This window comes from Actinomadura barringtoniae (genome assembly GCF_017573505.1).
GTDB lineage: Bacteria > Actinomycetota > Actinomycetes > Streptosporangiales > Streptosporangiaceae > Spirillospora > Spirillospora barringtoniae.
Window position 1 is genome coordinate 41,326 of record NZ_JAGEOJ010000019.1, and the last position, 26,864, is coordinate 68,189.

At 71.8% G+C, this 26,864-nt stretch carries 27 protein-coding genes; 13 read left to right on the forward strand and 14 right to left on the reverse strand.

The window, feature by feature from the left end; all coding sequences use genetic code 11:
• Positions 1 to 13: 13 nt before the first annotated feature.
• The 6 genes from J4573_RS38850 to J4573_RS38875 all read right to left on the reverse strand — a co-directional run bounded on the left by J4573_RS38850 (position 14) and on the right by J4573_RS38875 (position 4,060).
• Entirely contained in the window at positions 14 to 778 is a 765-nt protein-coding gene (locus J4573_RS38850; RefSeq protein ID WP_208261134.1) for a sirohydrochlorin chelatase, read from the reverse strand.
• Positions 760 to 1,470: a phosphoadenylyl-sulfate reductase gene (locus tag J4573_RS38855; protein ID WP_208261135.1), complete on the reverse strand. Its 711-nt coding sequence runs from the start codon at positions 1,468 to 1,470 to the stop codon at positions 760 to 762. Before J4573_RS38855 ends, J4573_RS38850 begins: the two co-directional genes overlap by 19 nt.
• Positions 1,467 to 1,634, reverse strand: a complete 168-nt coding sequence (locus J4573_RS38860) for an Insertion element protein (RefSeq protein ID WP_208261136.1) — start codon at positions 1,632 to 1,634, stop codon at positions 1,467 to 1,469. Before J4573_RS38860 ends, J4573_RS38855 begins: the two co-directional genes overlap by 4 nt.
• Positions 1,635 to 1,646: 12 nt before the next feature.
• On the reverse strand, positions 1,647 to 3,323 hold the full coding sequence (locus J4573_RS38865) for a nitrite/sulfite reductase (protein ID WP_208261137.1): 1,677 nt from the start codon (positions 3,321 to 3,323) through the stop codon (positions 1,647 to 1,649).
• A gap of 286 nt (positions 3,324 to 3,609) precedes the next feature.
• Positions 3,610 to 3,771, reverse strand: a complete 162-nt coding sequence (locus J4573_RS38870; protein ID WP_208261138.1) for a hypothetical protein — start codon at positions 3,769 to 3,771, stop codon at positions 3,610 to 3,612.
• Between the two features lie 67 nt (positions 3,772 to 3,838).
• Entirely contained in the window at positions 3,839 to 4,060 is a 222-nt protein-coding gene (locus J4573_RS38875; RefSeq protein ID WP_208261139.1) for a hypothetical protein, read from the reverse strand.
• 182 nt (positions 4,061 to 4,242) lie between these two features.
• Between J4573_RS38875 and J4573_RS38880 the strand changes: the two genes are divergently transcribed.
• From J4573_RS38880 to J4573_RS38895, 4 genes are all read left to right on the forward strand, one after another.
• Entirely contained in the window at positions 4,243 to 5,400 is a 1,158-nt protein-coding gene (locus J4573_RS38880) for a YihY/virulence factor BrkB family protein (RefSeq protein WP_307797257.1), read from the forward strand.
• Between the two features lie 72 nt (positions 5,401 to 5,472).
• Positions 5,473 to 6,426, forward strand: a complete 954-nt coding sequence (locus J4573_RS38885) for a phosphotriesterase family protein (protein WP_208261141.1) — start codon at positions 5,473 to 5,475, stop codon at positions 6,424 to 6,426.
• Positions 6,427 to 6,544: 118 nt separating this feature from the next.
• Positions 6,545 to 7,300 carry a phosphoribosyltransferase gene (locus tag J4573_RS38890; protein ID WP_307797258.1) on the forward strand — a complete coding sequence of 252 codons (756 nt, stop codon included), beginning with the start codon at positions 6,545 to 6,547 and terminating at the stop codon, positions 7,298 to 7,300.
• A 5-nt stretch (positions 7,301 to 7,305) separates the two neighbouring features.
• Positions 7,306 to 7,959 (forward strand): dienelactone hydrolase family protein, encoded by a 654-nt coding sequence (locus J4573_RS38895; protein WP_208261142.1) that lies wholly within the window; start codon positions 7,306 to 7,308, stop codon positions 7,957 to 7,959.
• A gap of 222 nt (positions 7,960 to 8,181) precedes the next feature.
• Here J4573_RS38895 and J4573_RS38900 read toward each other — a convergent pair whose 3' ends face one another.
• The 4 genes from J4573_RS38900 to J4573_RS38915 all read right to left on the reverse strand — a co-directional run bounded on the left by J4573_RS38900 (position 8,182) and on the right by J4573_RS38915 (position 11,812).
• Positions 8,182 to 8,478 carry a WhiB family transcriptional regulator gene (locus tag J4573_RS38900; RefSeq protein WP_081640018.1) on the reverse strand — a complete coding sequence of 99 codons (297 nt, stop codon included), beginning with the start codon at positions 8,476 to 8,478 and terminating at the stop codon, positions 8,182 to 8,184.
• Positions 8,479 to 8,651: 173 nt separating this feature from the next.
• Positions 8,652 to 9,539 carry a ferredoxin family protein gene (locus tag J4573_RS38905; protein WP_307797259.1) on the reverse strand — a complete coding sequence of 296 codons (888 nt, stop codon included), beginning with the start codon at positions 9,537 to 9,539 and terminating at the stop codon, positions 8,652 to 8,654.
• A gap of 135 nt (positions 9,540 to 9,674) precedes the next feature.
• Complete coding sequence (locus J4573_RS38910; RefSeq protein WP_208261144.1) at positions 9,675 to 11,219, reverse strand: glycerol-3-phosphate dehydrogenase/oxidase; 1,545 nt, start codon at positions 11,217 to 11,219, stop codon at positions 9,675 to 9,677.
• On the reverse strand, positions 11,216 to 11,812 hold the full coding sequence (locus tag J4573_RS38915; protein WP_208261145.1) for a TetR/AcrR family transcriptional regulator: 597 nt from the start codon (positions 11,810 to 11,812) through the stop codon (positions 11,216 to 11,218). Before J4573_RS38915 ends, J4573_RS38910 begins: the two co-directional genes overlap by 4 nt.
• Before the next feature lie 55 nt (positions 11,813 to 11,867).
• Between J4573_RS38915 and J4573_RS38920 the strand changes: the two genes are divergently transcribed.
• From J4573_RS38920 to J4573_RS38955, 8 genes are all read left to right on the forward strand, one after another.
• Positions 11,868 to 13,457, forward strand: a complete 1,590-nt coding sequence (locus J4573_RS38920) for an FAD-binding oxidoreductase (RefSeq protein ID WP_208261291.1) — start codon at positions 11,868 to 11,870, stop codon at positions 13,455 to 13,457.
• A 58-nt stretch (positions 13,458 to 13,515) separates the two neighbouring features.
• Entirely contained in the window at positions 13,516 to 14,397 is an 882-nt protein-coding gene (locus J4573_RS38925) for a diacylglycerol/lipid kinase family protein (RefSeq protein WP_208261146.1), read from the forward strand.
• Positions 14,398 to 14,718: 321 nt separating this feature from the next.
• Positions 14,719 to 15,117 (forward strand): YccF domain-containing protein, encoded by a 399-nt coding sequence (locus J4573_RS38930; protein WP_208261147.1) that lies wholly within the window; start codon positions 14,719 to 14,721, stop codon positions 15,115 to 15,117.
• 213 nt (positions 15,118 to 15,330) lie between these two features.
• A complete protein-coding gene (locus tag J4573_RS56380) occupies positions 15,331 to 16,008 on the forward strand; it encodes a DUF485 domain-containing protein (RefSeq protein WP_307797260.1) in 678 nt (225 codons plus the stop codon).
• Positions 16,008 to 17,729 (forward strand): monocarboxylic acid transporter, encoded by a 1,722-nt coding sequence (locus J4573_RS38940; protein ID WP_208261148.1) that lies wholly within the window; start codon positions 16,008 to 16,010, stop codon positions 17,727 to 17,729. The genes J4573_RS56380 and J4573_RS38940 overlap by 1 nt, the downstream gene beginning before the upstream one ends.
• A 101-nt stretch (positions 17,730 to 17,830) precedes the next feature.
• Positions 17,831 to 19,399, forward strand: coding sequence for a metallophosphoesterase family protein (locus J4573_RS38945; RefSeq protein ID WP_307797261.1), 1,569 nt, complete (start codon positions 17,831 to 17,833; stop codon positions 19,397 to 19,399).
• A 153-nt stretch (positions 19,400 to 19,552) separates the two neighbouring features.
• Entirely contained in the window at positions 19,553 to 20,074 is a 522-nt protein-coding gene (locus J4573_RS38950) for a DUF4234 domain-containing protein (protein ID WP_208261149.1), read from the forward strand.
• A 183-nt stretch (positions 20,075 to 20,257) separates the two neighbouring features.
• Entirely contained in the window at positions 20,258 to 21,907 is a 1,650-nt protein-coding gene (locus tag J4573_RS38955; protein WP_208261150.1) for a bifunctional 3'-5' exonuclease/DNA polymerase, read from the forward strand.
• Here the strand turns inward: J4573_RS38955 and J4573_RS38960 are convergent.
• Together J4573_RS38960 and J4573_RS38965 are read right to left on the reverse strand one after the other, a co-directional pair.
• Positions 21,889 to 22,617 carry an SGNH/GDSL hydrolase family protein gene (locus J4573_RS38960; protein ID WP_208261151.1) on the reverse strand — a complete coding sequence of 243 codons (729 nt, stop codon included), beginning with the start codon at positions 22,615 to 22,617 and terminating at the stop codon, positions 21,889 to 21,891. The genes J4573_RS38955 and J4573_RS38960 overlap by 19 nt on opposite strands.
• Entirely contained in the window at positions 22,614 to 24,005 is a 1,392-nt protein-coding gene (locus J4573_RS38965) for a DHA2 family efflux MFS transporter permease subunit (RefSeq protein WP_208261152.1), read from the reverse strand. The genes J4573_RS38960 and J4573_RS38965 overlap by 4 nt, the downstream gene beginning before the upstream one ends.
• A gap of 112 nt (positions 24,006 to 24,117) precedes the next feature.
• On the opposite strand from J4573_RS38965, the gene J4573_RS38970 reads away from it, so the two are divergent.
• A complete protein-coding gene (locus tag J4573_RS38970; protein WP_208261153.1) occupies positions 24,118 to 24,732 on the forward strand; it encodes a TetR family transcriptional regulator C-terminal domain-containing protein in 615 nt (204 codons plus the stop codon).
• An 86-nt stretch (positions 24,733 to 24,818) separates the two neighbouring features.
• Here J4573_RS38970 and J4573_RS38975 read toward each other — a convergent pair whose 3' ends face one another.
• Together J4573_RS38975 and J4573_RS38980 are read right to left on the reverse strand one after the other, a co-directional pair.
• The gene (locus J4573_RS38975) at positions 24,819 to 26,054 is read right to left on the reverse strand and encodes a flavin-dependent oxidoreductase (RefSeq protein ID WP_208261154.1); all 1,236 of its coding nucleotides are present in this window, start codon (positions 26,052 to 26,054) and stop codon (positions 24,819 to 24,821) included.
• Positions 26,054 to 26,863 carry an ABC transporter ATP-binding protein gene (locus tag J4573_RS38980; RefSeq protein ID WP_208261155.1) on the reverse strand — a complete coding sequence of 270 codons (810 nt, stop codon included), beginning with the start codon at positions 26,861 to 26,863 and terminating at the stop codon, positions 26,054 to 26,056. Before J4573_RS38980 ends, J4573_RS38975 begins: the two co-directional genes overlap by 1 nt.
• Between the last annotated feature and the right edge of the window lies 1 nt (position 26,864).

Sequence of the window (26,864 nt, forward strand, 5' to 3'; positions counted from 1 at the left end):
GTCAGGCGGCGGGTCAGACGGCGGCGGCGACTTCGTGGGTGGTCGCGAGGGCCTCGGTGTAGCGGTGCAGGACGAGGTCGGCGAGCTCGGGGGCGGCGCCGAGCACCGGCGAGACCGCGCTCGCACCGGCCGCCAGCGCCTCCGTACGGACCTTGTCGGCGAAGTAGCCGGGCGCCAGGAAGTACGACGCGACGGCGACGCGTGGGGCGCCGGCGTCCAGCAGCGCCGACACCGCCTCCGCCGGGGTGGGACGGGAGGCGGACGCGAACGCGGGGACCACGCCGCGCCAGCCGCGGGTGCGCCACTCGCGCGCCATGGCCCAGATCGTGGCGTTGGCCGACGGGTCACTGGAGCCCGCCGACACCAGCACGACCGCCGTGTCGGGGTCGCCGAGCGCCACGCCCGCCTCGCCGAGCCGCCGTTCGAGCGCGGCCATGAGCAGTGGGTGCGGGCCGAGCGTCGCGGCCGTGCGCGTGCGCAGCCGCGGGTGCAGGCCCCGGACCTCGTTCAGCACGCCGGGGATGTCGGTCTTGCTGTGGTACGCCGCCGTCAGCAGCAGCGGCAGCACGACCGCGTCCTCGGCGCCCCGCTGCGCCAGCCCGTCCAGCACGCGCACCGGCGTCGGCGGCGCGTGGTCCAGGAAGGACGTCAGGACGTCCAGGCCCGGGCGGCTGGCCCGGACCTTCGCCATCAGCTCCGCGACGGTCGCGGCGGCGCGCGGGTCCTTGCTCCCGTGCGCCACCGCGACCATCGGCGGGCTCAGATGTGGATTCCGCATTCCGTCTTGCCCATCCCGGCCCAGCGGCCGCTGCGGGGGTCCTCGCCGGGCGCGACGGGACGGGTGCAGGGTTCGCAGCCGATCGAGGGGTAGCCGTCGTAGTGCAGCGGGTTGACCAGGACGCCGTTGTCCTCGATGTAGTCGTCCATCTCCTGCTGCGTCCAGTCCAGGATCGGGTTGACCTTGACCATCCCGCGCTTGCGGTCCCACTCGACGACCCTGCGGTCGCGGCGGCTCGCGGTCTCCTCGCGGCGGATGCCGCTGAACCACGCCATGTAGCCCTCGAGCGCCTTGCCGAGCGGTTCCACCTTGCGCAGGTGGCAGCACAGGTCCGGGTTGCGGCCGTTCAGCCGGGGGCCGAGCGCGGCCTCCTGCTCGGCGACCGTACGGGACGGGGTCACGTTGATCACGTTGACGGGGTACACGGCCTCGACGGCGTCACGGGTGCCGACGGTCTCGGCGAAGTGGTAGCCGGTGTCGACGAACAGCACGTCGATGCCCGGCTTCACCTTGGACACCAGGTGGATGAGGGCCGCGTCGGACATGGAGGAGGTGAGACAGATCCGGTCTCCGAAGGTGGCCGCCGCCCAGCGGATGACCTCGAGGGTCGGGGCGCCCTCGAGCGCGGCGGCGGCCGATTCGACGATGTCTTCGAGGTCGAGTGTCGGTCTGTCGGTCTCCAGCAGAGTCACTGGGAGGTCTCCTTGCGTGGTGGTTGGGGCGCTCCAACACCGAGGAACTTCAACTTGAAGGAACGGACGCAGTCACGGCAGAACCACGCCCCCTCCTCCTCGCGGGGCTCGAGATGCTCGTCCCCGCAGTAGGGGCAGTAGAACGGCGCGGCACGTTCAGCCATTCCGACCAGTCCCTACTTGAGATCGGCGTCGTCGGCGCGCTGCACCCAGGCGGCGAAGGTCTCGCCCTCCTCGCGCTGCGCGTCGAAGGCGCGCACGACGCGCTCGACGTAGTCGGTGAGGCCGTCGGAGGTGGTCTTCAGGCCGCGGACCTTCTTGCCGAACGTGGCGCCGACCTGGCCGCCCAGATGGATCTGGAAGCCCTCCACCTGGTCGCCGTTCTCGTCCACGACCAGCTGGCCCTTCAGGCCGATGTCGGCGACCTGGATGCGGGCGCACGCGTTCGGGCAGCCGTTGACGTTGATGGTCAGCGGCTGGTCGAAGTCGGGCAGCCGCTTCTCCAGCTCGTCCATCAGGTCCATCGCGCGCTGCTTGGTCTCGACGATCGCGAGCTTGCAGAACTCGATGCCCGTGCAGGCCATGGTCTGGCGGCGGAACGTGGACGGGTGCACCTGCAGGTCGTGCTCGGCGAGGGCGGCGGCCAGCGGCTCGGTGTTCCCCTCGGGCACGTCGAGAATGATCATCTTCTGCTCGACGGTGGTGCGGACCCGGCCGGAGCCGTACCGCTCGGCGAGATCGCCGATGACGCCGAGCAGGTTGCCGTTCACCCGGCCCACACGCGGCGCGAAGCCGACGTAGAAATCGCCGTCCTGCTGGGGGTGGATCCCGACGTGGTCGCGGCGGGGGAGCGGCGCGGCGGGCTCGGGCCCGTCGGGCAGGACGAAGCCGAGGTACTCCTTCTCGAGCACGTCGCGGAACTTCTCCGGGCCCCAGTCGTTCATCAGGAACTTGATCCGGGCGCGGTGGCGCAGCCGCCGGTACCCGTAGTCCCGGAAGATCGAGATGATGCCCTTCCACACCTCGTGCGCCTGCTCGGGCCGCACGAAGACGCCCAGGCTCTTGGCGAACATCGGGTTGGTGGACAGGCCGCCGCCGACGAACGCCTGGTAGCCGACCTCGCCCGCCTCGTTCACCACGCCGACGAACGCCACGTCGTTGATCTCGTGGACCGTGCAGTGCGCGGTGCAGCCCGAGAACGCCGACTTGAACTTGCGCGGCAGGTTGGAGAACTCGGCCGAGCCGATGTAGCGCTCGTGCACCTCGGCGATCTGCGGGGTGGCGTCGATGACCTCGTCGGCGGCGATGCCGGCCACCGGACAGCCGATGATCACGCGCGGGGTGTCGCCGCAGGCCTCCATGGTGGACAGCCCGACCGACTCCAGGGCCTCCCAGATCGCCGGGACGTCCTCGATGGCGATCCAGTGGTACTGGATGTTCTGCCGGTCGGTGATGTCGGCGGTGCCGCGGGCGTACTTGACCGCGATGTCGGAGATGACCCGCAGCTGCTCACCCGAGAGCTGGCCGCCGTCGATGCGCACCCGCATCATGAAGTAGCGGTCGTCGAGCTCCTCGTCCTCCAGGACCGCGGTCTTGCCGCCGTCGATCCCGGGCTTGCGCTGGGTGTAGAGCCCGAACCAGCGGAAGCGGCCGCGCAGGTCGGCGGGGTCGATCGAGTCGAAGCCGGCCTTGGAGTAGATGTCGATGATGCGCCGCCGGACGTTGAGCCCGTCGTCGTTCTTCTTGTTCTCTTCGTTCTTGTTCAGAGGTTCGCGATAGCCGAGGGCCCACTGGCCCTCGCCCTTCTTGGGCTTGCTCTTGATGGTCGCTGGTGGCACGGCGAGCGTCCTCATCCATTCGTGCGGAAGGGAACGCGCAGCGCACCGGCAGCCTGAAAACGGCCGGCTCGACGGTGAGCGTAAGACGGTTCAAAGGTGACGCCGATGCGCCACGCGCCCGCGAGATCAAACGGGGCGTGGTCGGGGCGTCACAGACAGATCGCGCTGCGGACGCGCTGGAAGTCCACGTGCCGGCGCATTACCAGCAGGGGATCCGCAGCTGCAGCCATACGCTCATTGTGACGTCCGGTCTCGCGGACTGTCCAGTTGCGTCCGGCATGCGGACAAGTGAGAAGAGTCATCATCCCTGCCGCTTCCAGTTCACCTTGGGCTCGGCAGGGCCGCTCCGTGCGCCCTCGTCCCGCCGGCCGGGCGTGGCGGGGTCCTTGGCGTGCTGGCAGTCGCACCACGAACCGCCACGGCATTCCTCGTGGTGGCGGTCGCGGCAGGACTGGCAGATCATGACTCCATTGTCACCGATGCACGTCAATGCATGCACCGCCGCGTGGCGGGCATGACCTGGCCGTGGCTCACCTGGCCTTTCGCTGGAGCAGGATCCGGCCCGCCACCATGCACGCACCCAGTGCGAGCAGGGCGACGGCGCCGCGCTTGGCCACCGTGCGGTCGCTCACCTCCCCGGCTTCTTCCCCGGTGGCGTGGCCGGTCCCGGCCGCCGCGGAGCCCGGGCCCTCGTTGATCATGGGCGGTTCGCCGCTGCGCAGCGTCAAAGCCTTCATGAACGGGAGTGCCATGCGGATGTCCCTTCCGTCACCGCGTGCGCGGCCGGCATCGCGAACGTCACCGCGGCCGGAGTCCGCGGTCACTCCCGGTGATACCCAGGAGCTCGGGACGGGAGCGTCCGACGCGCGGAATGGATCACTGAAATGGGCGATCAGGCATGTTCCGGACGGCTGACGCTCTACGGTTGGTCGGTGTGACCACAGTCTCGGACGCCGCGGGCGTGGCGGGCGGCTCCGCCGACGAGCCGGCGAACGGGGAGAAGACCCCCGCGCGGCGCCCCATCGGCCCGATCCTGTGGGCGCTGACCCGGGACACGGCCGTCGCCGCGTTCCGCTACCGGGTGACGGGCCTGGCCGCCGAGGCGGCGTTCTTCGCGCTGCTGTCGCTGCCGCCGCTGGTCCTCGGGCTCATCGGCACGATGGGCCACTTCCGCGGCGCGCTCGGCGACGACACCGTCGCCGACACCCGGGCCTGGCTGATCGAGCGGGCCCAGACCGTCCTCACCGGCCCGGCCGTGGACTCGGTCGTGGTGCCGCTGATCAACGACGTGATCAAGGGCGGCCGGGTCGACATCGTGTCGGTCAGCTTCCTGATCTCGCTGTGGGCGGGGTCGCGCGCGACCAACGTCTACGTCGACACGATCACCATCGCGTACGGGCTGTCGGGCGTGCGCGGGGTGATCCGCACCCGGATCCGCGCGTTCGTGCTCTACCTGATCGGCCTGCTGGTGATGGTGATCGTCATCCCGTTGCTGGTGGCCGGGCCCGCCCTGGTGCGCAAGGCGCTGCCGGAGAGCGCCGGGCTGGTGCAGGTGTTCTACTGGCCGGTCGTGGTGTCGCTGTCGATCATGTTCCTGGCGATGCTCTACCACAGCAGCGTGCCGGTGCGGACGGCCTGGTGGCGCGAGATCCCGGGCGCCGTGGTCGCGCTGATCATCTGGATCGTGGGCAGCGTGGCGCTCCGGCTCTACCTGGCGGGCTCCCTGGCCGGGGTGTCGGTCTACGGCCCGCTGTCGGCCTCGATCGCGATCCTCGCCTGGCTGTACGTGGCGGCGCTCGCGGTGCTGATCGGGGCCGCGCTGAACGCCGAGATCGATCACATGTGGCCGAGCACCGACACCGCCCGCGCCCGTGCGGCCCGCGCCGTGCGCGCCGCCGACGCCGCTGACGCGGCCGCGGCGGCCGCCGACACGGCTGCGGCCGAGGCGCGCGAGGCGGCCGCGCGCACGGCCGCCGCGGAGCGCACCGCGGTGGAACGGGACGGCGCGAAGGCCGAACGTAAAGCCGAACGTAAGGCGGGCCGCAAGGCCGAGGAACGGACGGCGCGGCGCTCCGACGAGCAAGACGGCTAAACCGGACTGAATGGTAAAAACTATCCCCATTAGGCGCCTGAAAAGCTCAAACATGTCGTAGCCTCGCGTTGCATGACCCCCCCTGAGGAGACCGGGCGGCTTCGCACCGTGACCGGCACGATCGCCACGTCCGTGATCACGGGCGCGGTGATGACGCACGAGCACCTTCAGCTCGACCTGCGCTGGCCCGCGCGGCCCGCCCAGGTGGACTCCGACCCCGGCCGCTGGCTGGACGAGGAGAAGGCGGTCACCGGGGAGCTTTCGGCGCTGCGCACCGAGCAGGAACTCGGGCTCGTCGTCGACCTCACCTGCGGGGGAATGGGCCGCAACGCGGCCGCGCTGTCGCGGATCAGCGCCGGGGCGCGGGTCGCCGTCGTCGCCGGCACCGGCTTCTTCACCGAGCCGTTCCACCCCGACTTCGTCGCCTCCTCCGACATCGACAAGCTCGCCGAGCGGCTGCTCGCCGAGGTCGGCTTCGGCATGGACGGCACCAACTCGCTGCCCGGCGTGATCGGCGAGATCGGCACCTGGGGCGACGCCCCCACCGAGACCGAGGAGCGCTGCCTGCGCGCCGCCGCGCGCGCCTCCCGCTACTCGGGACTGCCGGTCGCCACCTACGGCCGGGCCGGGGTGACCCAGCTGGACATCCTCATGGCCGACGGCCTGGACCCGAGCCGGATCGCGGTCGGCCAGCAGGACCAGGTCGACGACCCCGCCGCGCACCGCAAGATCGCCGAACTGGGCGGCTACGTGTCGTTCGGCACGCTGGGCCTGGCCGGGGACGACCCCGCCGCCCTCGGCACCCGGGTCCGCGGCGTCATGGAGCTGCTGGAGGCCGGCCACGCCGAGCGCGTGCTGCTCAGCACGGGCGTCTCCCGCATGGAGCAGGTCAAGCGCTACGGCGGCACCGGCTACGGCTACCTCTTCGAGACCTTCCTGCCCGCCCTTCAGGCGGCGGGCGCCGACGAGGCCACGGTCCGCACGCTCACCCACGACAACCCGCTGCGCTGGCTCACCGCCGCCTGACGCACGCCACCGCCCCGTGGTGTGCGGTGGCTCACCCGGCACCTGATGTGGATATGCCCCGAAGTGGGTAGGTCGTAAGGGCTGGCGACTTCCGCGACCCCAGGAGGGGGTGGCGCCGGTGCCCTGGAACAGGCCTTTTCGGGAGGATTCCTCGGCCCTGAAGGGGGCCTGGGAGGCTCGCGGGGGACGGACCGTCCGCCTGCCGTTCACCGATCGCGCCGAGGCGGGGCGGGTGCTCGCCGAACGCCTCGTGCCGCTGGGCCTGGAGAACGCGCTGGTGCTCGCGCTGCCGCGCGGCGGCGTGCCCGTCGGCTACGAGATCGCCCGCCGGCTCGCCGAGCCCGGCCGTCCCGCAGCCCTGTCGGTGCTGGTCACGCGCAAGATCGGCTACCCGCCGCAGCCTGAGCTGGGCGTGGGCGCGATCTCCGAGGGCGGCGAACCGGTGTTCGACCACAGCCTGCTGCAGCGCCTCTCGCTCGACGAGGGCGATCTGGCCGCGACCGTGACGGCCGAACGGGCCGAGCTCGCCCGCCGCGTCAAGGCCTACCGGGGCGACCGCCCGCCGCCGCCCGTCGAGGACAGGCCGGTGATCGTGGTGGACGACGGCCTGGCCACCGGCGGCACCGCGCGGGCGGCGTTGCGCGCCGTACGGTCCCAGAAGCCCTCCCGGCTGGTCCTGGCGGCGCCCGTGGGGGCCGCGGAGACCGTCCGGGCCATGGAGGCCGAGGCCGATGACCTGGTCGTTCTGGCGGCGCCCTGGGCGTTCCGGGCGGTGGGGCAGTGGTACCGCGACTTCGACCAGCTCTCCGACGCCGACGTGGTCGCCTGGCTGGCCCGTGCCGAGGCCGTACGCCCGCCCAAGGGCCGGGGGTGAGCGGCATGACCGTGCTGCACCTGCCCGCCGGAGACGTGCGGCTGGAGGGGGAGCTGTCGGAGCCCGTACGCCCCAGAGGCGTGATCGTCTTCGCCCACGGGAGCGGCAGCGGGCGCAACAGCCCCCGCAACAAGCAGGTGGCCGCCGACCTCACGGATCAGGGGTTCGCGACCCTGCTGTTCGACCTGCTCACGCGGGACGAGGAGCTGGACGACCTGCGGACTTCGCATCTGCGGTTCAACGTGCCGTTGCTTGCCGGGCGGCTGAGCCGCGTGGTGGCCTGGGCCCGTTCGGAGGGCGCGAGCACGCTGGCGCACCTGCCGGTGGGGCTTTTCGGGGCCAGCACGGGGGCCGCGGCGGCGCTGGTCGCGGCGGCCCGCAACCCCGATGACGTGGCGGCCGTCGTGTCGCGGGGCGGGCGTCCCGACCTCGCCGCGCACGCCCTGGAGGCCGTCAAGGCGCCGACGCTGCTGATCGTGGGGTCCCTGGACACCGAGGTTCTGGCGCTCAACGAGCGGTCGCTGGAGCGCATGGATCCCGACGCCGGGCACCGCCTCGCGGTGGTCAAGGGGGCGGGACACCTGTTCGAGGAGCCGGGGGCGCTCGGCGAGGTGGCCAGGCTGAGCGCGGAATGGTTCGGTTCGAATGTGCCGGAATAGCCACCGGAACGGTTCGCGATCATGTAATAGGGGGTCGAACTCCGTGGTCATCCGTGACGCACATGTGACGCATATGTGACCCCTGGATCCGGGGGTGGAAACGGTGGAAACGCAAACGGCCCCGCAATTGCGGGGCCGTACGTTTTCAGGTGGCGTGCCGGGGTGCGCGATCGGGACCGCAGGAGGACCTTTGCGGCTGCCTTGTGTGGCGTTCGAACGACCTTAGGCGGCGTTGGCGCGGCGCATGCGGCGGCGACGCTCGGAGGCGCGCTCATCCTCGTTCAGACCGCCCCAGGTGCCGTACTTCTCGGGCCTGGACACCGCGTAGTCCAGGCACTCTGAACGGACCGGGCAGCCCATACAGATCTGCTTGGCCTTCCGCTCGCGAATCTCGCGCTCGGGCTGACGCTCGCCGTCGGGACCGAAGAAGAGCACAAGGTCTTCCCCCCGGCACGCCGCGGCGTCCTGCCAGCCCCAGCTGGGACGAGGGAGGTTTGCCTGCCGACGTACCTGAGCCATGGAACACCCACCTTGATTGGTATTACTGAGCAATTTCGGACATGGACGCTCGACGTCATGCAGTAGCGCCGAAAGGTCCAACGTCTGGAGTTGCCGCTCTGTTCCCCGCCCGGTTTGCTCCGGGACCAGAGGCCGTGCGGCAAGGGAGACCCGCGAATGGGGCCTCCGTGAGATTACACGAGCGCCGCCTCGTTGAGAAGGGTGAGGTCCCTAACAATGTAGGTCTCGAGGTTCTCTTGGCACTCCGCGCCGCACGGATCGCCCGGCACGCTCTCCACGGTGACCCGGTAACGGCTCCCGTGTACTTGAACAACCGCTTCGTAGGTACTTGTTCCCGAAACCGACTCCACGGTGACCGCGTCCACCGCGAGAGCGCCCTCGTGGGCGCGAACGTGGTGCTCAGCGGCCTGCGCCGGCTCCGGAAGTCCCGCCCGGCCGCGCAGCCGGGCCAGAGTCACCTCGCCGCGGAGATAGGCCTCCACCGCCGCGACGGCCTCGTCCACGCCCAGATCGCCGTAGTAGAGGCCGTGGGGGAGGCAGACGAGGTTGGCCGCGTAGCGGTCACCGCCGACATGCGTGGTCTCCCAGACCAGGCCGCCGTAGCGGCTCGTCAGATCCCGCGCGAGCGGCGCGCCGGTGCGGGCGCAGCAGGCGTTGCGGCGCCCGTGCGTGCAGACCAGCAGGACGGGCTCGTTCACAGGCTCACCGAAGCCGGGCCGGCGCCCGGCCGCCACGGAGGCAAGGTCGAGCCCGGCCAGCTCGGCCGCGCTCCCTGCCTCGCGGCCCTCCAGCCAGACGTCCTCGCCCGCCGAGTAGCCCACGTAGACCTGAAAGGGCGGCGTGGGGCGCCGTCTCCCCGAACGCCGGATGAGCTGTGGCCGTACGCCCGCGGCCTGCGCCGCGCGGACGACCTCTCCGAGGGGCCCGGTGAGCTGCTCGACGCGCTCGGGCCAGGGCCCGGGGTGTTCGATCAGCAGCCAGGCGCGCGCCTTGGTCGTGGCGGTCGCGAAGCAGGACCGCTCGCCGGAGTGACTCCCCGGGCAGTGGTCACAGCTGGTCACACGCGCCAAGACGTCAGGCCCCCGTCGTTCCGTTCACCAAGTCGATCCGTGCAGAGAATTAGGTCAGGCTAACCTAATCCAATGCTCCCCGCCCAGCACAAGTGACATGCCTCATACCCGCGATCGGCTTCTTGATCACCCGACTTCGGCGGGCGCCCGCAGCGCCGCCTCCGCGGCGGGTCCGGCGGCCTCGCGGTCGGCAGTGACCAGGCCGATCCGGGTGCGCCGGTCCAAGAGGTCGGATGTGTCCAGGGCACCCTCGTGCCGTACGGCCCAGGCCAGCTCCGCACCGATGACGGGAAGGCCCGGGACGACCGGCTCCAGCAGCGTCGCGTCCTCCCGCGCCAGCGCCGTCAGCAGCGGCGCCTCGGTGCCGTAGCGCTGCACCAGGCGGCGCGGCGCGTTCAGCCCGGCGAGCTCGCGCTGCGGCGCCGCGCCGACCAGCGGGATCCGCGCCGTACGGCTGGGCGCCGCGTCCGGGAAGGCGGCGTCGACGGCGTCCTCGGCCATCCGGCGGTAGGTGGTCAGCTTGCCGCCGACGATCGTCACCACGCCGTCGGCGGAGGTCAGCACGGCGTGCTTGCGGGAGATGTCGGCGGTCGCGCCGTCGGCGTCCAGCAGCGGGCGCAGGCCGGCGAACGCGCCGATCACCTCCGCGCGCTTGATCGGCACGTCGAGCGCGGAGTCCAGGGTGTCCAGCAGGAAGCCGATCTCGGCCTCGGTCGGGGTCGGCACGTCGGGGATCGGCCCATCGGCGGGCTCGTCGGTGAGGCCGATGTAGACGCGCCCGTCGCCCTGGGGGAGCACCAGGATGAAGCGGCTCCTGGCGCCCGGGATCGGCACGTGCATCCCGGCGGTCAGGCCGCGCAGCGCCTCGGCCCGCACGACCAGGTGGGTGCCGCGCGAGGGGCGCAGCGCCACCCCGTCCACCAGCCCGCCCGCCCAGACCCCGGCGGCGTTGATCACGCGGCGGGCGCGGATCGTGTGCTCGGTGCCGGTCAGCTCGTCGCGGACGAGGGCGCCGTCGCCGGAGAGGGTGAGGGCGCGGCAGCGAGTGAGGATCGTGGCGCCGTGCGCGGCGGCGGTCCGGGCGATCCCGGTGACCAGGCGCGCGTCGTCGCAGAGCTGGCCGTCCCAGGACAGGAACCCGCCGCGCAGCCCGTACGGGCGCAGGGCGGGGGCGAGCCGGAGCGTCTCGACGGCCGACAGGCGGCGCGGGCCCGGCAGCACCGTGCGGGGCGTGCGCGCGGCCATCCGCAGCCCGTCACCGGCGATCAGCCCGGCGCGAGTGATCGCGGCGGCGCGGCGCGACACCATCGGCGTGAGGGGCATGACGAAGGGGAGCGCGCGGACCAGGTGCGGTGCGGTGTTCCGCATCAGGACGCCGCGTTCGACCGCGCTCTCGTGGGCCACGTCCACCAGCCCGGAAGCCAGGTAGCGCAGGCCGCCGTGGATGAGCTTGGAGCTCCAGCGCGACGTGCCGAACGCCAGGTCGTGCGCGTCGATCGCCGCGACGGACAGGCCGCGTGAGGCGGCGTCCAGGGCGACCCCGGCGCCGGTCGCGCCGAGGCCCACCACCAGGACGTCGACGACCCGGCCGGGACCGGCGGTCAGCTCGGCCAGCTCGCGTTCGCGCCGGGCGGCGTTGAGCGAGGACCGTACGGGCGTGATGGCGTTCATGGTGCGAGCGTCCTCTCCAGGATGTGGCGCAGCTCGGTGTCGAGGGCGTCGGCGTTCAGCTCGGGGTCGTCGGCGTCGGTCATGGTCGGCCCGGACAGGGCGAACGACTGGACGACCAGCAGCACGGTGCGGGCCTGGAGGTCGGCGTTGCCGGGACGCACGGTGCCGTCCTCGTGCCCGGCGCGGATCGCCGCCTCGAAGATCTCCAGGAAGGCGTCCTGGCTGGCGCCCCTGCGGTCGAGCATGTAGGGCAGCAGCAGCTCGGGGTCGACCTCGACGATCTTGCGCAGCAGCGGATGGCCGCGGAACGTCCTGACGCCCGCGACCAGGCTGTTGACCAGGCGCTCCAGCACCGGCGAGCCGTCGTCGGGCGGCCGTACGTCGACGGCGACCTCGATCCACTCGCGGGTCATCAGGTCGGCGACGATGGTCCGCACGTCCGGCCAGCGCCGGTAGAGCGTCATCCGCGAGACCCCGGCGCGGCGGGCGATGTCGGTCAGCGTGGTGCGGCGCACGCCGACGGCCAGCACGCAGTCGCGCGCGGCGTCGAGCACGGTGTCGTCCGCGGTCCTGTTGTGACGATTCGACGTCATGTGTCACAGTGTAAGCCACGAACGTTCGACAAGGGAGGGCGCGGTGACCGGGGACATGCTGTGGAGCGGCTGGGGCGACCCGGCCAAGGCCACGCCCCTGCCGGACTCGGTGGTCGGTCTGCTGCGCGACCTGCTCGGCGTGAAGCCGGTCGAGGCGCCGCCGAAGGCGCTGGAGGAGATCGAGGTCGCCGCGACCCGGCTGTCCGGCGGCGACCTGGCCGCACTCGGCGCCGAGGTGGGCGCGGCGAACGTGCTGACCGGCGTCGAGGCCCGCGTCCGCCACACCCGGGGCAAGTCCACTCCCGACCTGCTGCGCATCCGCTCCGGCGAGACCGCCGACGCCCCGGACGCCGTCGTGCTGCCCGGCTCGCACGACGAGGTCCTCGCGGCGCTGCGCCTGTGCTCGCAGCGGCGGATCGCGGTCGTCCCGTTCGGCGGCGGAACCTCGGTCGTCGGCGGGCTCGCACCCCAGGGCGTGACCTCGTTCGTCGCCCTGGACCTGCGGCGGATGGACGCCCTGGTCTCCATCGACGAGGTGTCGCGCACGGCCGTTCTGCAGCCGGGCCTGCGCGCGCCGCAGGCCGAGGCGCTGCTGCGCGAACGCGGCTACACCCTCGGGCACTTCCCGCAGTCCTACGAGTGGGCCACGATCGGCGGCTTCGCGGCGGCCCGTTCCAGCGGCCAGGCCTCGGCCGGGTACGGGCGGTTCGACGAGATGGTCGTCGGGCTCACCGTCGCGACCCCCGAAGGCGACCTCGACCTCGGTCGCGCGCCCCGCTCGGCCGCCGGGCCGGACCTGCGCCAGCTCGTGCTCGGCTCGGAGGGCGCGTTCGGCGTGATCACCTCGGTCACCGTGAAGATCCATCCCGTGCCCGCGTCGGCCGCCTACGAGGGCTGGCGCTTCGGCTCGTTCGAGGCGGGCGCCGCGGCGCTGCGGCGGATCGCCCAGGACGGCCCGATGCCGGTCGTGCTGCGGCTGTCCGACGAGACCGAGACCATGATCGGGCTCGCCGACCCCGGCGCCGTCGGCGGCGGCCTGCCGGACGCGGCCGGATGCCTGGCCGTGATCGGCTTCGAGGGCACGCCGGACGAGATCACCGAACGGCAGATCAAGGTGCGGGCCGCACTGCGCGAGGCGGGCGGCGAGCTCCTCGGCGACGAGCCGGGGGACAAGTGGCGGCACGGGCGCTTCAACGCGCCCTACCTGCGGGACGCGCTCCTGGACGTCGGCGCGTTCGCCGAGACGCTGGAGACCGCGACGTTCTGGTCCGGCATCCCCGCGCTGTACGAGGCGGTCAAGGGCGCGCTCACCACGACGCTGGCGGGCGCGGGCACGCCGCCGCTGGTGATGTGCCACATCTCGCACGTCTATCCGGCCGGCGCCTCCCTCTACTTCACCGTCGTCTCCGCGCAAGGTGAGGACGCCCTGGCGCACTGGGAGAAGGCCAAGCACGCGGCCAACGACGCGATCATCGCGGCGGGCGGCACGATCAGCCATCATCACGGGGTGGGCACCGACCACCGCGACTGGTACGCCCGGGAGATCGGCCCGCTCGGCATGGACGTGCTGCAGGCCGTCAAGGACCGGCTCGACCCCGCCGGGATCCTCAACCCCGGCGTCCTGATCGTTCCGGAGCACGAATGAGCGAGCGGAGCGAGCGTCCCGGGAGGCGTGGGGGGTCGTCCCCCCACAAGGAGGAGAGATGAGCCGAACGTTCACCGCGGTCGTCAACCCGGCCGCGGGCGGATCCGCCTCGGCCGCGCGGCTGATCCCGCTCGCCAAGCTGCTGCGCGAGGCCGGCGCCGAGGTCGTCGTGGAGTACAGCTGCGGTCTTGAGCACGCCACCGCCCTCGCCCGGGGCGCGGCGGCGAACGGGCACGTGGTGCTCGGCGTGGGCGGCGACGGCATGGTCGGCTGCGTCGGCGGCGCGCTGGCCGGATCCGAGGCGATCCTCGGCATCGTGCCCGCCGGGCGCGGCAACGACTTCGCCCGCCAGCTCGGCCTCCCCAAGAAGACCGAGGAACTGGCCGCGCTGCTGCTGGAGGGCGAGCCGCGCGCCGTGGACGCGATCGAGGCCAACGGCGTGCCCGTGCTCGGCAGCGTCTACGCGGGCGTGGACGCGGTCGCCAACGACAACGCCAACAAGACGCGGATCTTCAAGGGGCAGGCGGCCTACACCGTCGGCGCGCTGCGGGCGATCCTCGGCTGGCGTCCCGCCGCCTACCGGGTGACCATCGACGGCCAGGTCCACGAGGAACGCGGATTCACGGTCGTCGCCGCCAACTCGGGCTACTACGGTTTCGGACGCCATATCGCCCCGGACGCCCGGCACGATGACGGGCTGCTGGACGTCGTCATCATCGGGCAGGCGCGCAAGACCCTGTTCGTCCAGGTGATGCGGGAGCTGGAGGACGGCTCGCACGTACGGCGCCCGCAGGTCACCGTGCTGCGCGGGCGCGAGGTCCGGATCGAGCTGACCGAGCCGGGCCGCAGGCTGCCCTACGGCGCCGACGGCGAGCTGCCGGGCGAGCTGCCCGTGACGGCCAAGGTCATGCCGGGTGCCCTGAGGGTCCTCGCACCCTGAGAAATGCCCCGGAACGAAAGCTTGGCCCGGGCATTCTGGTCAGTTTGCAAACCCATTACGGATGTCCTTATAGCGTTCCTGTACGTCCCGATTTCGGGACCCGTGGTTGTCTGCGTCGACATCATGAGAGGCGATGGCTAGGCCTCGCCGTTCTGGGGGGACTCATGATGTCCGCAGACGCCCGAGCCGTGGTGGCGCCGGTGTCTACGGGGGTGGCCCCGGCGTCCACCACAGCTCCAATTCCCAGCGGCTACTCGGGCGGCGCTCCTTCTCCGGGCGCCGCTTCTCCGCTTCTCACACTCTTTCTCGTAGAGTGATCCTGTGCGCACCCTGCTGAACATCATCTGGCTTGTCCTGTCGGGGTTCTGGATGGCCATCGGATATGCCATCGCGGGCATCATCTGCTTCATCCTGATCGTCACGATCCCCTTCGGCATCGCCTCGTTCCGGATCGCCATGTTCGCCCTCTGGCCGTTCGGCAACACCGTCGTGCGGCGGGCCGACGCGGGCGCCGGCTCCTGCGTCGGCAACGTCATCTGGGTCGTCGTGGCGGGCTGGTGGCTGGCCCTCGGGCACCTGGTGACGGGCATCGCCCTGTGCATCACGATCATCGGGATCCCGTTCGGCATCGCCAACTTCAAGCTCATCCCGGTGTCGCTGCTGCCGCTCGGGCGCGAGATCGTGCCGACGCACGACACGCGTACGTTCACCGTCGAGTAGAGGTCGGCGCGCCCGCGCGCTACGCTCCTTCACCTCTGGATCTGTGACCCAGATCTCATTACTGCATCGAGCATGCATCGAGCGTGTCTCCGCTCTTCAGCACCGAACAAGTCCTTGGTCAAATGGCCTGCACCGGTCACGCCGGAGCGCATTGCCGCGACGGCGCGCGGTGACAGTGTCGTCGGGGAGCGATCTTTTCCTCCGGAGGTGTGCGTGACAGCGGAAACGCCCGGGCCCGCGTCGGGTTCCGCGGGTGGTCTCGACAACGAGGCCTATGTACGGCTGAATGAGAGTCCGGAGTTCCAGCGCCTCCGGCATGCGTTCCGCCGCTTCGTCTTCCCCATGACGGCGGCGTTCCTGGCCTGGTACCTGCTCTACGTGGTGCTGTCGGCGTACGCGCGCGGCTTCATGGGGACCAAGGTGGTCGGCGAGATCAACGTGGCGTTGATCTTCGGACTGCTGCAGTTCGTCTCCACCTTCCTCATCGCCTGGGCGTACGAGCGGTACGCGAGCAAGAAGCTCGAGCCGCTCGCCGCGGCGGTCGTGGCCGAGGCCCCGAGCGTCGAGGCCGCCGTCGAGGCGGAGGAGTCCGGGGAATCCGAGGCCGCCGAGGCTCCGGCCCCGGCCGCCGAGGAGCCGCCCGCCGAGGAGCCCGAGGCCGAGGAGTCTCCGGCCGCCGAGGCCGCGGAGACCACCGAAGAGGAGTCCCCGGCCGAGGAGTCCGCCGAGGGCGAGAAGTCTACGGCAGCGGAGGCGGAGACCCCCGAGGCCGAGGGCGGCAAGCCTGCGGCGCCGGAGTCCGAGGCGTCCGAGTCCGAGGCGTCCGACGCCGACAAGCCGAGCGCCGGTAAGCCGGACGGCGATGCCCCGAAGGGGGAGGAGACCAAGTGATGACCCCCCTCGTGGCGGAACCGGTGCTGGCGGTCTCCAAGACCGAGCACCGCACGATCTCGCTCGCCCTCTTCGCCGTCTTCGTGGCGATCACGCTCTTCATCACGATCTGGGCGTCGCGGCAGAACAAGACCGCCGCCGACTACTACGCGGGCGGCCGCCAGTTCTCCGCGCTCCAGAACGGCCTGGCCATCGGCGGCGACTACATGTCGGCCGCCTCGTTCCTCGGCATCGCGGGCCTGTTCGCGCTGTCGGGCTACGACGGGTTCCTCTACTCGATCGGCTTCCTGGTCGCCTGGCTGGTGGCGCTGCTGCTCGTCGCCGAGCTGCTGCGCAACTCCGGCCGCTACACGATGGCCGACGTGCTCGCCTACCGGATGCGGCAACGGCCGGTACGGGCCGCGGCCGGCGTCTCCACCATCGTCGTGTCGATCTTCTACCTGCTCGCGCAGATGGTCGGCGCGGGCGCCCTGGTGTCGCTGCTGCTCGGCACCGACAGCGAGGCCACCAAGATCTGGACGATCGTGGTGGTCGGCGCGCTGATGATCTTCTACGTCACGGTCGGCGGCATGAAGGGCACCACCTGGGTGCAGATCGTCAAGGCCGTGATGCTCATGGTCGGCGCGATCGTCATGACGATCTGGGTGCTGTCCAAGTACAGCTTCAACCTGTCCTCGCTGCTGCACGCGGCGGCGGAGAAGAGCGGCAAGGGCGACGCGTTCCTCAAGCCCGGCCTGAAGTACGGCGCCACCGACATGTGGTCCAAGCTGGACCTGCTGTCGCTCGGCCTCGCGCTCGTGCTCGGCACGGCCGGCCTGCCGCACATCCTGATCCGCTTCTACACCGTCCCGACGGCCAAGGCCGCCCGCAAGTCGGTCAACTGGGCCATCGGCATCATCGGCGCGTTCTACCTGATGACGCTGGTCATCGGGTTCGGCGCGGCGGCGCTGGTCGGCAGCGCGGCCATCAAGGCCGCCAACCCCGGCGGCAACACCGCGGCCCCGCAGCTCGCCGAGGAGCTCGGCGGCGGCGCGGGCAGCACGGGCGGCGCGGTGTTCCTGGCGATCATCGCGGCGGTCGCGTTCGCCACGATCCTCGCCGTGGTCGCCGGGCTCACGCTGGCGTCCTCGTCGTCGTTCGCGCACGACATCTACGCCAACGTGTTCAAGCGCGGCAAGGCGACCGAGAAGGACGAGGTGAAGCAGGCACGGATCGCGGCGATCGTCATCGGCGCGATCGCGATCGTGCTGTCCATCTTCGCCCGCGGCCTGAACGTGGCCTTCCTGGTGGCCCTGGCGTTCGCGATCGCGGCGTCGGCGAACCTGCCCAACCTGCTGTTCTCGCTGTTCTGGAAGCGCTTCAACACGCGCGGCGCGCTCTGGGGCATCTACGCGGGACTCATCACGGCGGTCGGCCTCGTGCTGCTGTCGCCGGTGGCGTGGGGCGGCGCGTCCGACACCAAGCCGCCGGCCAAGCTCACCGCCAAGACGGCCAAGGACTGCGGCGTGCCGGTGACCTCCAAGGAGGTCGGCAACCCCGACGCGCTGTTCTCCTGCACGACCAAGGCGCCGTTCCCGATGGAGAACCCGGGACTGGTCTCCATCCCGGTCGGCTTCATCGCCGCAGCGCTCGGCGCGATGTCGGGCGGCCGGCGTCCCGAGGACGACGACAAGTACGCCGAGCTGGAGGTCCGTTCGCTGACGGGCATGGGCGCGGCGTAAGCCCCGCGTAAGCCCTTACGAATGCGCGTATATGCGCGCTTGACGCACAGATCGCCTCCGGGACAGGGTGTGGTTGTTCCCTCACCCCCCGGAGGTGATTTGTGCACGCCGAAGACTCGGTGGCGCCCGAGCCCGAGCGGTTGCCCGACAACTCGCGCACCTCGGAGGAGGGCGCGGGATGGAAGTGCGGGAGACCGGGCACGTTCACCGAGCTGATGCCCGACGACAACGTGCCGGGGTTCTCCTGGCGCCGTCCGGCCGTTCTGTGGCGATCGCGGAACGACGTCGTCGCGAGGCTGTTCGGCGATCCCTCCAACGCGCTGCGCCGCCGCTGCGTCGCGGCGCTCGGTGAACGCGGCGCTCCGGCCGCCTTCACCGTGCACAAGAAGGAGACCGAGTTCTCGTTCGTGCTCATGGGCGATACCGGCGAGGGCGACCGGTCGCAGTACGCGGTCGTGCCGCCACTGCTGAGCGCCGGTAAGGACACCGACTTCCTGGTGGTCGCCAGCGACGTCATCTACCCGACGGGCGACACCGGCGACTACGAGAACAAGTTCTTCCGGCCGTACCGCGACTACCCGGGCCCGATCTACGCGGTGCCGGGCAACCACGACTGGTACGACGGCCTGCGCGGGTTCCTGCGGGTCTTCTGCGACCTGGACATCGACTGCACGCCCGACGGCTGGCGCGGCGGCTGGCGCAGCGCGCTGAGCTTCGTGCCCCGGCTGCTCTGGCGGCGTTCGGGCAAGTTCTCCGACGAGCAGCTGGCCAAGATCCGCGCGCACTACCGGGGCGCCGCGAGCCAGCGCAACGTCCAGCCCGGACCGTACTGGGCGATCGACTCGCCCGCGCTGCGCATCATCGGCATCGACACCGGCATCACCGGCTCCATCGACCGCGACCAGGCCGCGTGGCTGCGCGAGGTGTCGGCCGGGCCGAAGCCGAAGATGCTGGTCACCGGGAAGCCGCTGTACGTGGACGACCAGCACCGGCCCGGCGTGATCGAGGGGGAGACCGGCACCGTCGACGACATCGTGCGCGACCCGGCGCACAACTACGTCGCGGCGATCGGCGGCGACATCCACAACTACCAGCGCTACCCGATGCCCCTCGATGACGGCCGGACGATGCAGTACGTGGTGGCGGGCGGCGGCGGCGCGTACATGCACGCCACGCACGTCATCCCGAAGACCATCGGGGTGGAGGAGGACACCTTCCGCTGCTACCCGCTGCGCGGCGACTCGCTGTCGCGCTACAGCCAGCTGTACGGCCGGTGGTTCCACCTGCCGAAGCTGTTCTCGCTCACGCCCGAGGAGGCGACGGCCGCCGTCGTGCACCGCCTCGGCATCAAGCCGGGCCGCGGCTACAACGGGCACGCGCCGTCGCGACGCGCCCGGTTCGTCGCGGCCGTGCTGGGCGTTCCGCACGTGAAGTGGCGGCGCACCCGCTACACGCGCCTGCCCGTCCGCAAGGTGCCGCAGCGGTTCCGCTCCGAGCTCGCCGACTGGGACCGCCCGCCGTTCTTCAAGAGCTTCCTGCGGCTGGACGTCACCGGCGATGAGCTGCGGATACGCAACTTCGGCGTGAGCGGGTGCGGCGACCACGAGCACCGCCCGCCGATCGAGGACGAGTTCGTCATCCGGCTGCGCCCTGATCGTTCGGACAGCTGAGGTGGAAATACGAAAATCTCGCACGAAAGCCAGACAATCTTCGTAATGACGCCCTCGACGGGCTGATCACTGCCGTACAGTCGTGGCTCATAATCCCCCAAGACCGAAACAGCGGACGGTCGGCCGACGATGACCGCGTCCTCAGGAGAGCGCATGAGCTACCCCCAGCAGGGTCAGCAGCAGCCATATCAGCAGCAGCAACAGCAGCAACAGGGCTACCAGGGCGGCTACTCGCCCGCGCCCGCCGCCCAGCAGCAGCAGGCCCAGGCGCGAGGCGCCGGCTACAACATGAAGCGCCGTAACCCGGTCGGAGCGTGGCTCGGACTGCCGATGATCACCTTCGGCATCTACGGGATGGTCTGGTTCTACAAGGTCCACGCCGAGCTCTTCGGCTACGACCGCCGCACGGGCGACTCTGCCATGAACGCTCTGCTCTCCCTGCTGTTCGGCAGTATCACGCTGGGCATCTGGCCGCTGGTCATGTGGTGCAAGCTCGGCGGCCGCATCGCCCAGGCGCAGCGCGCCGCGGGCCTGCCCGCCACCTGCAGCGGCGGTATGGGCTTCCTGCTCGGCATCCTCGGTTTCGGCGTGCTGTACTACCAGCTCCAGTTGAACAAGGTGGTCGACCGCTACGGCGAGACCCCGGCGGGCCAGCAGGTCTCGCTGGTCGCCTGATGCAGGTCGCCTGACATAGACCGCGCCGAACCCCTCCGTGTCCCGCAAGGGGCGCGGAGGGGTTTTGCGTGCGGACGCCGGACGCCGGGGCCGGACGCCGGGTGCCGAGTGCCGGGCGCCGAGTGCCGGACGCCTGGGCCCGCGTGAGCGCGTTTTGTCGGTGCCGGGGTCCAGAATGAGCAGGTGAGGATCGCGGTGGCCGCGTCGGCCGATGGCGGGGGAGCGTTGCGGCCCCTCGCCGAGGACGGCACGCCCACCGGCCCGGTGGAACGTGTCACCGACCTGGCCGAGGCGATGAGGGCCCGCGAGGCGGACTCGCCCCGCTGGGTGTGGCCCTCGACCGCCCGCGTTCACCCGCGGCTGGTGCGTGCGGGCCTGCGCGTGGGCCGGTGCCATGACCTGGAGCTCGCCGAGGGGCTGCTGCTCGGCCACGCCGGTCGCTACGGCGAGCCGCGTTCCGTACGGGCCGCCTATGCCCGCCTGCACGGGCTGCCCGTCCCGGCCGACCCGCGCCCGCCCGAGGAGGTCTCCCCGCAGGGCTCGCTCTTCGATGACGACGCCGGCGCGGCCGACGACGACGACATCGACCAGATCGTCGAGGCGCACGCCGACCAGCAGCGCCGGATCGCCGCGCTGGACGGGTTCACGCTGCTGGTCGCCGCCGAGTCGGCGGGCGCGCTCGCCGCCGCCGAGATGAGCTTCGACGGCCTGCCCTGGTCGGTCACCGAGCACGACGAGCTGCTCACCGAGATGCTCGGTCCCCGCCCGTCCTCGGGGTTTCGGCCCCGCAAGCTCCAGGACCTCGCCGACCGCATCAACGCGGCGTTCGGCGCGCGGACGCACGTCAACCCCGACTCGCCCGCCCAGATCGTCAAGGCGTTCTCCGCCGCGGGCTTCTCGCTCACCTCCACCCGGGCCCACGTGCTCAAGCAGATCGACCACCCGGCCGTGCCGCTCCTGCTGGAGTACAAGGAGCTCGCCCGGCTGCACACCGCGCACGGCTGGGCCTGGCTCGACGCCTGGGTCCACGACGGCCGCTTCCGCCCCGAGTTCGTCGTCGGCGGCGTGGTGTCGGGGCGCTGGGCCACCAACGGCGGCGGCGCGCTGCAGATCCCGCGCGTTCTCCGCAAGGCGGTGGTCGCCGACCCGGGCTGGTCGCTGGTCGTGGCCGACGCCGCCCAGCTCGAGCCCCGCGTCCTGGCCGCTCTGGCGGGCGATCGCGCCTTCGCCAAGGCCGCGGCCCAGGGTGACCTCTACGCGGCCCTGTCGGACGCGTTCGGCGGCGCTGAGGGCGCCCGTGACAAGGCGAAGATCGCCCTGCTGTCGGCCATGTACGGCGGCGGTACGGGCGAGGCGGTGCAGCTCTTGGCGATCCTCAAGAGCCGCTTCCCCGACGCCTTCGAGTACGTCGAGGCGGCCGCGCGGGCCGGCGAGCGAGGCCAGCTCGTGCGGTCCCGCCTGGGCCGTACGTGCCCGCCGCCGTCCGCCGCGTGGCGGGAGCTCACCTCGACGGGCGACGACGGGAACGCGGCCTCGGCGCTGCGCAGCCGGGGCCGCTTCACCCGCAACTTCGTGGTCCAGGCGACCGCCGCCGACTGGGCGCTGGCCCTGCTGGCCTCGCTGCGCCGCAGGCTCCACGTCCTGGGCGAGCCGCACCTGGTGTTCTTCCAGCACGACGAGGTCATCGTGCACGCGCCCGACGAGCTGACCGGCAAGGTGTCGGACGCGATCCGCGAGTCCGCGGAGGAGGCCGGGCGGCTGCTGTTCGGCCGCACGCCCGTCGTGTTCCCCATGGAGATCGCGGCGGTGACCCGCTACTCCGACGCCAAGTGACCGGCCGGGCCGCCCGGACCTGCCAGGCCCGCCGGGCTCGTCGCGCGCTCGGCCAGGTGGTCGGCCAGGTGGTCGGCCAGGGTCCGGATGGTGTTGGCGGCGGCGATGGCGTGGCCGCGTGCGTTCAGGTGGATCTGGTCGCTGGAGTAGATGCCCGGGTCGGTCTCGGCCTCCGAGCCACGGCCGTTGTAGACGTGGATCGCGCCCAGCTCGGTGGCGACGTCCGCGGTCAGCTCTGCCAGGCGGCGGCTGTGGTCGGAGCTCACCGCCCGCCAGCGGGGATCGCCCAGGCCGGCCTTGGTGAGGTCCAGCAGGCCGATCGTGACGACGTCGGCGCCGATCGCGCGGAACGCCCCGACCATCGCGGCGATCTCGGCCCGTACGCCCTCGTCGTCGAAGCGGCGGCGGAACATGTCGTTGCCGCCCGCCGTGACGATCGCCAGGTCGGGCTCGAACGCCAGGGCCTTCTCCAGCTGCTGCTCGCGGACCTGGGCGGCGAGCAGGTTGCGCAGGCCGAGGTTGAGCGAGGTGAAGCCGGGATTGACCGTCCTGAGCGCCTCCTCGACGTGATCGGTCCAGGAGAGGTCACGGTAGCCGGGCGTGGGCTCGCGGATTCCCTCGGCGACGCTGTCGCCGATGATGGCCAGGCGCTGCCAGGGAGCGCCCTTGAGGAGCTCGGCCGCTTCGGCTGTCGTAAGGGTGTCGTTCATGAGGCTTCCTTCTTGGCGCGGACGTTGAGGAGCAGACCGGCGAGGCCCGCTCCGAGGGCCGCGAGCGTGGCGAAGACGTAGACGGTGACGTAGTCGTCGAGCGCGGCGACGGTCGGCAGGAGCGCGGCCAGGATCGCGATGCCGAACGCGCCGCCGAGCTGGCGCCCGGTCGTGTTGAGGCCGGTGGCCCCCGCGTACCGCAGCGGGCTGACCGACAGCGCGGCGGCGCTCGCGGTGCCGGTGCCGACGGCGCCCATGCCGAGGCCGACCAGGATGCTGCCGGGCAGCCAGAACGTGAGGAACGCGGGCTCGGCGTCCAGCGCGAGGATGATCCAGATGCCGCCGGCGACCATGGTGAACGCCCCGCCCGTGACCGCCAGGCGCGGGCCGAGACGCCCGATGAACTTGCCGGTGAGGACCGCTCCGGCGGTGGCGCCGACCGCTCCCGGCGTGGTGGCGAAGCCCGCCCTCAGCACCGAGTAGTGCCACAGGCCGGTCAGGACGAGCACGCCGAGGAGCATCCAGGTGTAGAGAGCCATCCCGTACAGGAACGAGGAGGCGTTGGCGGCGGCGAACGGGCGGCTGCGCCACAGCGAGATCTCCAGCGCGGGCACCGGGTGCCGGGCCGAGCGCCAGAGCGCGAGCGCGACCATCAGCGCCCCGCCCGCGAGCATCGCGATCGTGCGCGCGTCGCCCCAGCCCCATTCGTCGGACTGCGTGACGCCCAGTGCGAGCGCGCCGACGCCGCCGCCGAGCAGGACCGTGCCCAGCAGGTCGGGCCGGTTCGAGCCGGCCGCGGCCGAACGCGGCAGGCGCACCCCGGCCGCCACCATCGCGATGCCGACCGGGACGTTGATGATGAACAGCGCCCGCCAGCCGAACGCGTCGACCAGCACGCCGCCGAGGCTGGGGCCGACCGCGGCGGCCGACGCGCTCGCGGCGGTCCACAGGCCGACGGCGCGTGCGCGGCGTTCGGGCGAGGTGTCGTGCAGCAGCAGGGCGAGCGACGCCGGGATCATCGCGGCCGCGGCGGCGCCCTGGACGCCGCGGGTGACGAGCAGGACCGGCAGCGTGGGGGCGAGCGCGCAGGCCAGCGAGGCGAGCGTGAAGAGCGCGACGCCGGCCTGGAAGAGCGTCCGCCGCCCGATCAGGTCCGCGAGCCTCCCGGCGGGGGCGAGCAGCGCCGCGAACGGCACCGCGTAGATGGTGATGACCCAGGTGAGCCCGGCGAGGCTCGACCCGGGGAAGTCGGCGCGCAGGTCCGGGATCGCCAGGTTGGCGATCGTGGAGTCGAGCATCGACAGGAACGTCGCCCCCGCGGTGAGCAGGGGCACCCGGCTGCGTGCCGTGCCGGGCGGCGCGAGCGGCGGTGCCGTCTCGGCGGTCATGAAGATCCTCCCGTAAAAGTAAACGAACGGTCGTACTGTTTCTTGCCGGACACTGCCGCGTCAAGGCCTGGCGAGGGTTGACTTTGTACGAACGGTCGTGCAGATTTATGGGATGACCACGCAAGACGGGAGACTGCTGCGCGGCGAGCAGACCCGCCGCGCCATCCTGGACCGGGCCGCCGACATCGCCTCCGCCGAGGGCCTGGAGGGCCTGTCGATCGGCCGCCTGGCCACCGAGCTGAAGATCAGCAAGAGCGGCGTCTTCACGCACTTCGGCTCCAAGGAGGAGCTCCAGCTCGCCACGGTCCGCGCGGCCGTCGAGGTCTTCCGTGAGCACGTCACCAAGCCCGCGCTGGCGGTCCCGCCCGGCCTGCGCCGCGTCCGCGCGCTCCTGAACGCCTGGACGGCCTACCAGCGCGATCTGGTGTTCCCCGGCGGATGCTTCTTCTACTCCACGGCCGCCGAGTTCGACGCCCGCCCCGGCGCGGTCCGCGACGCGGTGGCCAAGTCCCAGCTCAACTGGATGACGTTCGTCGAACGCTGCCTGCGCGAGGCCCAGGAGCTGGGCGAGATCGATCCCGGCGCTGACGTCCGCCAGGTCGCCTTCGAGCTCGACGCCCTGGGCGAGGCCGGGGGAGCCAAGGCCCTGCTCTTCGACGACGACGACCGCTTCGCCCGCGCGTCCCGTGCCATGCGCAACCGCCTCGCCGCCATCACCACCGGCTGAGCCGTCTCAACACGCCGATCTTGCTCTCAGCGCCCCTTCCCGGCCCCGGAAGGGGCGCTGAGAGCAAGATCGGCGCGGGAATGGGCTTAGGGGGTCCAGGAGGGGCGGGTGTTGAGCGTCTCCACGTCGGCGAACGAGGTCTGCTTGTAGGCGCCGGTGATGGTCGCGAGCTCGGCCGGGCCGAGCACGTCCTCGATGCGCGCGAAGCCGTCCGGAGCGCGTTCGGCGACCGTGTGCAGGACGCGGTCGGCGGGCATCTCGCGGTTGGCGAGGACGATGGCGTTCACCTGCTCGCGGCGCGCCTTGTCGTAGGCGGTCAGGCCCTCGGTGACCGACGGCGAGCGGGCCAGCTCGTACGCCAGCACACGGGCGTCCAGGATCGCCTGCGAGCCGCCGTTGGACCCGATCGGGTACATCGGGTGCGCGGCGTCGCCGACCAGCGTGACGCGCCCCTGGCTCCAGAACGGGAGCGGATCGCGGTCGACCATCGGGTACTGCAGGATGCGCTCGGTGCCCGCGATGAGCGCCGGAACGTCCAGCCAGTCGAAGCGCCAGTCGGCGTAGTGGGGGAGCACCTCGTCGAGGCTGCCGGTGCGGTCCCACTCGGCGGGCCCGGCCGAGGCGTCGGGCAGGCGCACCTCGGCCACCCAGTTGAGCAGCGCGCGCCCGCGTTCCTCATGCGGCCGCGAGATCGGGTAGACGACGAACTTGGCCCGGGTGTTGCTGCCCGCGACCGCCAGCGTCCTGCCCGACAGCACCGGGTCGCCCTCGGCCACGCCGCGCCACATCCGGATGCCGTTCCACAGCGGCGGCGGCTCGCCCGGATGCAGCTGCGCGCGGACCCGCGAGTGCAGGCCGTCCGCGCCGACCAGGACGTCCGCCTCGACCGTCTTCTCGCCGGTGAGCAGGGCGCGCACGCCGCCCGTGCTCTGCTCGAACGAGGTGAGCGAGACGCCGGTGCGGACGACGTCGCCCAGGCGGGACCGTACGGCCTCGTGCAGCAGCTGCTGCAGGTCGCCGCGGTGGATCGAGTACTGCGGCCAGTCATAGCCGAGCGCGCGGCCGCGCGGCTCGCCCCAGATGCGGCCGCCGTGCCGGTCGAAGTGCACCATCTCGCCGGTCGGGATCGCCGTCGCCGCGAGGGCGTCGCCGAGCCCGAGCTCGGTCAGCTCCCGCACCGCGTGCGGCAGCAGGTTGATGCCGACCCCGAGCCGGCCGACCCGGGGCCCGCCCTCGACGACGCTCGCCTCGACACCCGCCGCGTGCAGGCTCAGCGCGGTCGTCAGACCGCCGATCCCGGCGCCGGCGATGACCGCGCGCATCAGGGTTTGACGTCGACCTTGGAGTCCTCCGCCTGCTGCGCCGCGGAGTCCTCGGAACCCTTGGTATGGCCGCGCACCAGCCGGCCGACCTCGGCGCGCAGGCGCACGAACTCCGGCTCGGCGCGGGTGGTGATCTGGTCGCGCGGCCCGGGCAGCTCGACCGGCAGCTCGGCGCGGATGCGGCCCGGGTTGCGGCCGAGCACGACGACGCGGTCCCCGACGTAGACGCTCTCGTCGATGTCGTGGGTGACCAGCAGGATCGTCATGCCGTCGGTGCCGCGCACGTTCAGCACCAGGTCCTCGAGGTCCTCGCGGGTCTGCGCGTCGACCGAGCCGAACGGCTCGTCCATCAGCATCAGCGCGGGCCGGTAGGCGAGCGCGCGGGCGATGGACACGCGCTGCTGCATGCCGCCCGACAGCTGCCAGGGGTACTTGGTGCCGGCGTCGGACAGGTCGACCGACTTCAGCGCCTCCTCGGCGGCCGCGCGGCGCTCCTTCTTGGCCATGCCGCGGCGGCGCAGCGGGAGCGCCACGTTGTCGCGGACGGTCAGCCAGGGCAGCAGGGAGCGGCTGTAGTCCTGGAAGACGACGGCGAGGTTGTCGGGCACCCCGTCGATGACCGTGTCGTTCAGCACGACCTTGCCGCCGGTCGGGCGCATCAGCCCGGCGATGCAGCGCAGCAGCGTGGACTTGCCGCAGCCGGACGGGCCGACGATGCTCACCAGCTCGCCCTCGGCGACGGTGAGGTTCATGTCGTGCAGGACCTCGTGGTCGCCGTAACTGTGGTGGAGCGCGGAGATCTCAAGCATT